This is a genomic window from Pseudomonas izuensis (assembly GCF_009861505.1).
Classification (GTDB): domain Bacteria; phylum Pseudomonadota; class Gammaproteobacteria; order Pseudomonadales; family Pseudomonadaceae; genus Aquipseudomonas; species Aquipseudomonas izuensis.
In genome coordinates, this window is sequence record NZ_WTFT01000059.1 from 2,281 (window position 1) to 9,584 (window position 7,304).

A 7,304-nucleotide genomic window follows, 5' to 3' on the forward strand; every position below is an offset into this window, starting at 1 on the left:
ACTCGGCCTCACGAGGGGGCGTATACCGCGCAAAGCCAAAGCGAGGCGGCCTGACAGCCGACCTGGCTTTCGCGGATGTACTCCGGACCAAAACTGTAGGAGCTGGCTTGCCAGCGAAGGCGTCGATTCGGGCTATAAATATGTCGACTGACCCACCGCTTTCGCTGGCAAGCCAGCTCCTACAGGGGAATGTGTGCGAACACACGATTAGTTTCAGGCCTGCGAAGAGATCGCTATGGGTTGCCTTTCACTGACGCGACGCGCAGCCCCACCCTCGGGGTGGTAGGCATGGCGGAGCGCCGAAGCGCCCCGCCACGTTTTCAGACGTTGCCCAGACCACCGCCGCAGACCAGCACCTGGCCACTGACGTAGTCCGATTCCGGGATGCAAAACAGGTACACGGCCCCGGCAGCCTCTTCGGTGTTGCCCGGCCGACCCAGCGGAATCATGCTTTTTGACTGCTCGACGATGGCAGGACTGATACCCACCTTGATCTCGCGACCTTCAATGTTGATGAAGTGCGGATCGCCTTCCACCGGCTGGGTCTGGCGGGTTTCGATATGGCCAAAGGCAACGGCGTTGACGTTGACTTTCATGCGCCCCCATTCCTTGGCCAGGCATTTGGTCATGCCCAGTACCCCCGCCTTGGCCGTGGAGTAATTGACCTGCCCCGGGTTGCCGCCAGCGGACGTCGAGGCGATGTTGACCACCTTGCGATTGACCACGCGCCCTTCGGCGGCCTCTTTCTTGGCCATGGCACTGATGATCGGCTGGGCGGCGCGCAGGATGCGGAACGGCGCGGTGATGTGGCAGTCGATGATCGCGTACCACTGTTCATCGCTCATCTTCTGGATCACGTTGTCCCAGGTGTAGCCGGCGTTGTTGACGATGATGTCGATGCCGCCATAGCTGTCGACCGCGGTCTTGACGAAGCGCTCGGCGAAATCGGCCGCCGTCACACTGCCAACACAGGCGACAGCTTCACCGCCGAGGGCGCGGATTTGCGCCACCACTTCTTCGGCGGGACCAGCGTCGAGGTCATTGACCACTACGCGCGCACCATCGTTGGCCAGTTTCAGGGCAACGCTGCGCCCGATGCCACGACCGGAACCGGTCACCAGGGCGACTTTGCCTTCGAGTTTTTTCATGGGGATATTCCTTGTTTTTGTCTGGATTCAGAGGAGTGCCACGGTGGCTTCGCCGACCAGTTTCTCGTCGCCGTATTGATTGACGCAGCGGATCGCCAGGCGTGCGCGTCTTTCACCCTCGACCTCGAAAAGTTCGATGAACTTGCCATGGCAGGTGGGGACGTGCCCCAGTTGGGTAATGCCGGTGAATCGCACCGCCAGGCTGCGGATCTGTTGCTGCGCCACCCACCCGGTCAGCAAGCGACCGAGGTACGCCACCGAAAGCATGCCGTGGGCGAAGACATCGGGCTGGCGGGCCTTGCGGGCGAAGTCCAGATCGATGTGCACTTGGTTGTGATCACCGGAGGCACCCGCATACAACGCCAGCGTGGTGCGATTGATGGCCGGTAATATCAGCGGCGGCAGTTCGAAGCCGACCTGCACATCGTGAGACTGAAATGAGTTCATCGCGGGCTCCTCAACGCTGCACGAGAGACGAGCGGATATCAGCGATGTGCTGACCGTCCTGATTGGTGACGCGGGTCTGTTGCACCACAAAGGTCAGCGCCCCGCCCTTTTTCTCGTAGACATCCACCACCCGCGTATCGAAGGTGAGCACGTCGCCGGCATAGGCCAGACCGTGATAGTCGAAGCCCTGTTCGGCATGCAGGATGCGCCCCAGATCGAAACCGAAAACGTCCTGGACGATGTGGTCGCTGTCGCGCCCTTCGGCTTCCAGGCACATCAGGAAACTCGGCGGTACCGGCAAGGACCGGTGCCCGGCGAGTTTCGCGGCGGATTCATCGGTGTACACCGGGTCGGTCTCGCCGATGGCCTTGGCGAAAAAACGCAGGCGACCCTTTTCAACTTCGCAGCTCGTCACGCCCAACGAGCGCCCGATCAGACTCTTGTCTGCCATGTCACGCAGTCCTGTCAGTCAGTGCCTTCAATCCGGCTCTTCAATCAAAAGAAAGGGCGCGCCCGCAACGGGCGCGCCGTGTCATCAGCCGCGACCAAAGAGGGTCACGATGCCGGCGCCGCCCAGGCCCAGGTTGTGCTGCAAGGCGTGCTGCAGGTTCTCCACCTGACGCTTGTCGGCCGTGCCGCGCAGTTGATGGGTCAACTCGTAGCATTGGGCAAGACCGGTGGCACCCAGCGGGTGACCTTTGGACAGCAGGCCACCGGACGAATTGACGACCACCTGCCCGCCATAGGTGTTGTCACCGTCCATCACGAACCTCTCGGCCTCGCCTTCCGGGCAGAAACCCAGGCCCTCGTAGGTCAGCAGTTCGTTATGGGCGAAGCAGTCGTGCAGCTCGCAGATGCGGATGTCTTCCGGTCCTACGCCGGCCTTTTCATACACTTCGGTGGCGGCCTGACGGGTCATGCCGACGCCGACGATGCTGATCAGCGATGGCGGCTCGAACGCTTCTGGCTGGTCGGTCACCAGCGCCTGGGCCAGAATGCAGACATCGGTACGCAGCCCGTGCTGTTTGGCGAAGCGTTCGGAAACCACGATGGCCGCGGCACCGCCGCAGGTCGGCGGGCATGCCATCAAGCGGGTCATGACCCCCGGGAAAATCACCTGGTCGGCCATGACTTCTTCGGTGGTGATCACCTTCTTGAACACCGACAACGGGTTGTTCGCGGCATGGCGGCTGGCCTTGGCGCGAATGGCCGCGAAGGTCTCCATCTTCGTGCCGTATTTCTCCATGTGCTCGCGACCGGCACCGCCGAAAAACTTCAGGGCGTCCGGCATGTCACGGCCTTCAGGGAAGATCGCGTCGGCCACCTCATGTCCCTTGCCGTACGTGATCGGGCGATCGAGCCAATGGGATTTCAGGGCGCCGGGCTGCATCTGCTCGAAGCCGAAAGCCAGGGCGCAATCGACTGCGCCGCTTTCCACCGCCTGGCGCGCCAGGAAGAGCGCCGTGGAACCGCTGCCGCAGTTGTTGTTGACGTTGATCACCGGAATACCGCTCAGGCCCACTTCGTAAAGCGCTGACTGGCCACTGGTGGAATCGCCGTAAACATAGCCGGCGTAGGCCTGCTGGACCTTGCGGTAGTCCAGGCCGGCATCCTGCAGTGCCAGGCGGATGGCTTGCGCGCCCATCTCGATGTAAGTACCGCTCTGGCCAGGCTTGGCGAACGGGATCATGCCAACACCGGCAACAAATACTTTCTGCGACATCACTTTCTCCAAGGTCAGTTATCGAGGCCTGTGCCGCTCGCCCCTGCCTGGAGGCGATCGCAGCAAACCGTCTACCGATGGTCACGCAACGAGGAGGCGCTCTCCCCCCTCGGGTGGAGGGGGCATGGCTGAAGTGTTCAGGGAACGCGACGATTGGGGGGGTTCCCCCCCCACACGAGGGGGAAGCACAACAGGCGTCGGCGTTAGCGTCTTGTGGCGGTACACCAGAACAACAAGATCAAAGGGGTAACCAACACGTGACTTTCGAAAGACATATGAGCTCCCGGCGCCAGTGGTCCTCTGCCACTTTGCCAATCGAATTGCGCCCTCACCTGCTGGCCCTGGCCGTGGGCCTCGGGACCTGCGCCAGCGCCAATGCCGTCGACTTCCAGATCGGCGAAATCGAAGGTCAGTTCGATTCGTCCCTTTCCGTCGGTGCCAGTTGGGGCGTGCGCGGACCGGACCCCAAATTCATCAACAGCGCCAACACCCTTGGCCTGCGCGGTGAGTCGGCGACCCGCACGGCGGATGACAACCGGCAGAACTTCAAGAAGGGGGAAACCTTCTCGAAGATCTTCAAGGGCGTACATGACCTTGAACTGAAATACGGCGACAGCGGGGTCTTCGTTCGCGGCAAGTACTGGTATGACTTCGAACTGATGGATGAGCACCGTCACTTCTACGACATCGACGACTCGGGACGCGATCGCTCGGCCAAGTCGTCCGGCGCCGAGTTCCTCGACGCCTTTGTCTACCACAACTACAACCTGGGCGATCTGCCTGGCAACGTGCGCCTGGGCAAACAGGTGGTGAGCTGGGGCGAAAGCACCTTCATCGGCAACTCGATCAACAGCATCAACCCGGTCGACGTTGCGGCCCTGCGTCGTCCAGGTGCCGAGGTCAAGGAAGGCCTGATTCCGGTGAACATGCTGTATGTCTCCCAGGGTCTTGCCGAGAACGTCACCGCCGAAGCCTTCTACCAATTGGAATGGGCCAACTCGGTGGTCGACAACTGCGGCACCTTCTTCGGTTCCGATCCCCTGCCCCAGGGTTGCAACGACCGCCTGGTATTCGCCGGCCCCGACCTCGCTCCCGGCGTAGCCCGCAACACCGCGACCGCCGCACAGATTCTCAGTGGTCAAGTGCTGGACGACGTCTACATGCCGCGCACGAAAGACAACGACCCTCGCAACAGCGGTCAGTTCGGGATTGCCTTGCGCTGGTTCGTACCGGATCTGCACGACACCGAGTTCGGCTTCTATGCCATGAACTACCACAGCCGCAACCCGTACCTGAGCTTCACGCAAACCACCGTCGCGCCGATCACCGCCGCCCAGGTGGCCGCCCTCCCTGCCGCGGCCCGTACGCTGGGTGTGGCGCAGAACCAGTTCGACCGGGTGCGTGCCGCCCGTTACTTCGTCGATTATCCGGAAGATATCCGCCTGTACGGGCTGAGCTTCCAGACCACCCTGGGCGAGACTTCCGTCGGCGGCGAGCTGAGTTACCGGCCAAACATGCCGCTGCAAATCAACACCGCCGACCTGAACCTGGCGGCGATCCAGTCCACCGACACCAACTTCCGCACCCAGACTTCGCCGGTCTTCACCTCCGGTGAAACGACACAGGCCCTGGGCGGTGACCTTCCCGGCTACAAACGCATGCCGGTGATGCAGGCGCAGGTCACTGCCACGCAATTCTTCGATCAGATCCTGGGCGCCAGCCGCCTGACCCTGGTCGGTGAAGTGGGCTACAACCGCATCAACGGCCTGGGCCCGGCTGACGGGACCGATGTCCGCTTCGGTCGCAGTCCGGTGTTTGGTGCTGGCGAATTCCCCGGCACCCAGAATGCGACCGTCTGCGCGACGGCCACCAACCCGCAGAAAGAGTGCAACAGCCACGGCTTCTACACCACCGACTCCTGGGGCTATCGCGCGCGCGCCAAGCTCGACTACACCAACGTGATCGCCGGCATCAACCTCTCACCGAACCTGGCCTGGTCCCACGATGTGGACGGTTGGGGCCCGAACTTCGAGGAAGGCGCCAAAGCCGTCAGCCTCGGCGTGGATGCCGACTACATGAGCACCTACACCGCGAGTCTGAGCTACACGGACTTCTTCGGTGGCCACTTCAACACCAACACCGACCGGGACTTCGTCTCGCTCAGTTTCGGCGTCAACTTCTGAGTCAGAGGGCACACCCATGAAAGCAAGCATGATCATCACCTCCGGCGCCTTGGCGCTCTCCCTGCTGGCCTCCAGCGTCATGGCCGCCGTCAGCGAGCAGGAAGCCGCTCAACTCGGCACGACCCTGACGCCGCTGGGCGCGCAGAAGGAAGGCAACGCCGACAAAAGCATTCCCGCCTGGGACGGTGGCCTCACGTCTGGCGCGGCACCCGTCGACGCCAAGGGCTTCCTCGGCGACCCCTTCAAGAACGAGAAGCCGCTGTTCACCATCACGGCCGCCAACGCCCAGCAGTACAAGGACAAGCTGACCCCCGGCCAGCTCGCCATGTTCCAGCGCTATCCAGACACCTACAAGATTCCGGTCTATCCGAGCCACCGTACTGCCCAGGTACCGGCAGCCGTTTACGCGGCAGCGAAAAAGAGCGCGCTCAATGTGCAACTGGTCAGTGACGGCACCGGCCTCAGCAACTTTGCCGACTCGCGCTACTACGCCTTCCCGATTCCCAAGAGCGGCGTCGAGGTCTACTGGAACCATGTCACCCGTTTCCGCGGTGAGAACGTCGAGCGCTGGTCGGTCCAGGCCGTACCGCAGGTCAATGGCGACTACACCATCGTCGAGACCCATGACCAGAACAGCTTCCCGCAATACATGGATGGTGTAGACCCGCAGACCGAGAAGAACATCCTCTACTACTACATCTTTGCGGTCGATGCGCCGGCGCGCCTGGCGGGCACAGTCTCCATGGCCCATGAAACCATCGACCAGGTGACAGAGCCACGCAAGGCCTGGACCTACAACGCCGGTCAACGCCGTGTCCGCCGCGCCCCGCAACTGGCGTACGACGCACCCGGCCTGGCCTCGGACGGCATGCGCACGTCCGACAACGCCGACATGATGAACGGCTCCCCGGATCGCTACGACTGGAAGCTGGTCGGCAAGAAAGAGGTCTACATTCCCTACAATAACTACAAGTTGCAGTCGCCGAGCGTCAAGTATGCGGACATCATCAAGCCCGGTCATATCAACCAGGACCTGACCCGCTACGAACTGCATCGCGTGTGGCACGTGCAGGCGACCCTGAAGGCGGGTGAACGGCACATCTACGCCAAGCGCGACATGTACTTCGATGAAGACACCTGGGTACTTTCCGAGGTGGATCATTACGACGGTCGCGGCCAGCTCTGGCGCGTGGGTGAGAACTACACCTACAACAACTATGAAAAAGGCGTGAACGCCCCGGCGGCACAAGGATTCTACGACCTGCTCGCCGGACGCTACATTGTCGCGACCATGAGCAACGAGTCCAAATCGGCCCCGCAATACGGCGCCCGGACCAAACTGGCAGATTTCACACCTGCCGCGTTGCGTAATGCGGGTATTCGCTGACCCCGGGAACAGCAACAGAGACGCCCCGCATTGCGGGGCGTTTTGCGTTGGTGCCTGCCAATTGTGGAAAACACACCGATATCGCGCTTGGCAAACTTCCAGTTGTAGGAGCTGGCTCGCCAGCGAAAGCGGTGGATCAGTCAACCTATTAATTGCCTGAACGGATGTCTTCGCTGCGGTGCGGCGACCCGACAAGCCAGCTCAGTTTGGTCCGAGGTGCATCCGCGAATGTCAGGTTGGCTCGAAGGCCGTCTTCGCTGGCAAGCCAGCTCCTACAGGAGTACGCGTACCCGCCCCTCAATCAGGTCGGCTGTCAGGCCGCCTCGCTTTGGCTTTGCGCGGTCTATGCACCCTCGAGAGGCCGAGTGGAGGTTCTGCGCAGTGGGCAACCCGGCATGGATGCCGGGGTGGGGGGG

The 7,304-nt window shown here is 62.0% G+C and carries 6 protein-coding genes; 2 read left to right on the forward strand and 4 right to left on the reverse strand.

All coding sequences use genetic code 11. The features are described from left to right. Nucleotides 1-320: 320 nt before the first annotated feature. The 4 genes from GPL81_RS30300 to GPL81_RS30315 all read right to left on the reverse strand — a co-directional run bounded on the left by GPL81_RS30300 (nt 321) and on the right by GPL81_RS30315 (nt 3,318). Nucleotides 321-1,148: an SDR family NAD(P)-dependent oxidoreductase gene (locus GPL81_RS30300; protein ID WP_160109768.1), complete on the reverse strand. Its 828-nt coding sequence runs from the start codon at nt 1,146-1,148 to the stop codon at nt 321-323. A gap of 27 nt (nt 1,149-1,175) precedes the next feature. Continuing rightward, on the reverse strand, nt 1,176-1,595 hold the full coding sequence (locus GPL81_RS30305) for a MaoC/PaaZ C-terminal domain-containing protein (protein WP_160109769.1): 420 nt from the start codon (nt 1,593-1,595) through the stop codon (nt 1,176-1,178). Between the two features lie 10 nt (nt 1,596-1,605). Beyond that, nucleotides 1,606-2,046 carry a MaoC family dehydratase N-terminal domain-containing protein gene (locus GPL81_RS30310; protein ID WP_096510492.1) on the reverse strand — a complete coding sequence of 147 codons (441 nt, stop codon included), beginning with the start codon at nt 2,044-2,046 and terminating at the stop codon, nt 1,606-1,608. 84 nt (nt 2,047-2,130) lie between these two features. After that, the gene (locus GPL81_RS30315) at nt 2,131-3,318 is read right to left on the reverse strand and encodes a lipid-transfer protein (protein WP_160109770.1); all 1,188 of its coding nucleotides are present in this window, start codon (nt 3,316-3,318) and stop codon (nt 2,131-2,133) included. A 275-nt stretch (nt 3,319-3,593) separates the two neighbouring features. Here GPL81_RS30315 and GPL81_RS30320 point away from each other — a divergent pair, with 275 nt between their 5' ends. Together GPL81_RS30320 and GPL81_RS30325 are read left to right on the forward strand one after the other, a co-directional pair. After that, nucleotides 3,594-5,501: a DUF1302 domain-containing protein gene (locus tag GPL81_RS30320; RefSeq protein ID WP_160109771.1), complete on the forward strand. Its 1,908-nt coding sequence runs from the start codon at nt 3,594-3,596 to the stop codon at nt 5,499-5,501. A 16-nt stretch (nt 5,502-5,517) separates the two neighbouring features. Next, complete coding sequence (locus tag GPL81_RS30325) at nt 5,518-6,888, forward strand: DUF1329 domain-containing protein (protein ID WP_160109772.1); 1,371 nt, start codon at nt 5,518-5,520, stop codon at nt 6,886-6,888. Nucleotides 6,889-7,304: the final 416 nt, after the last annotated feature.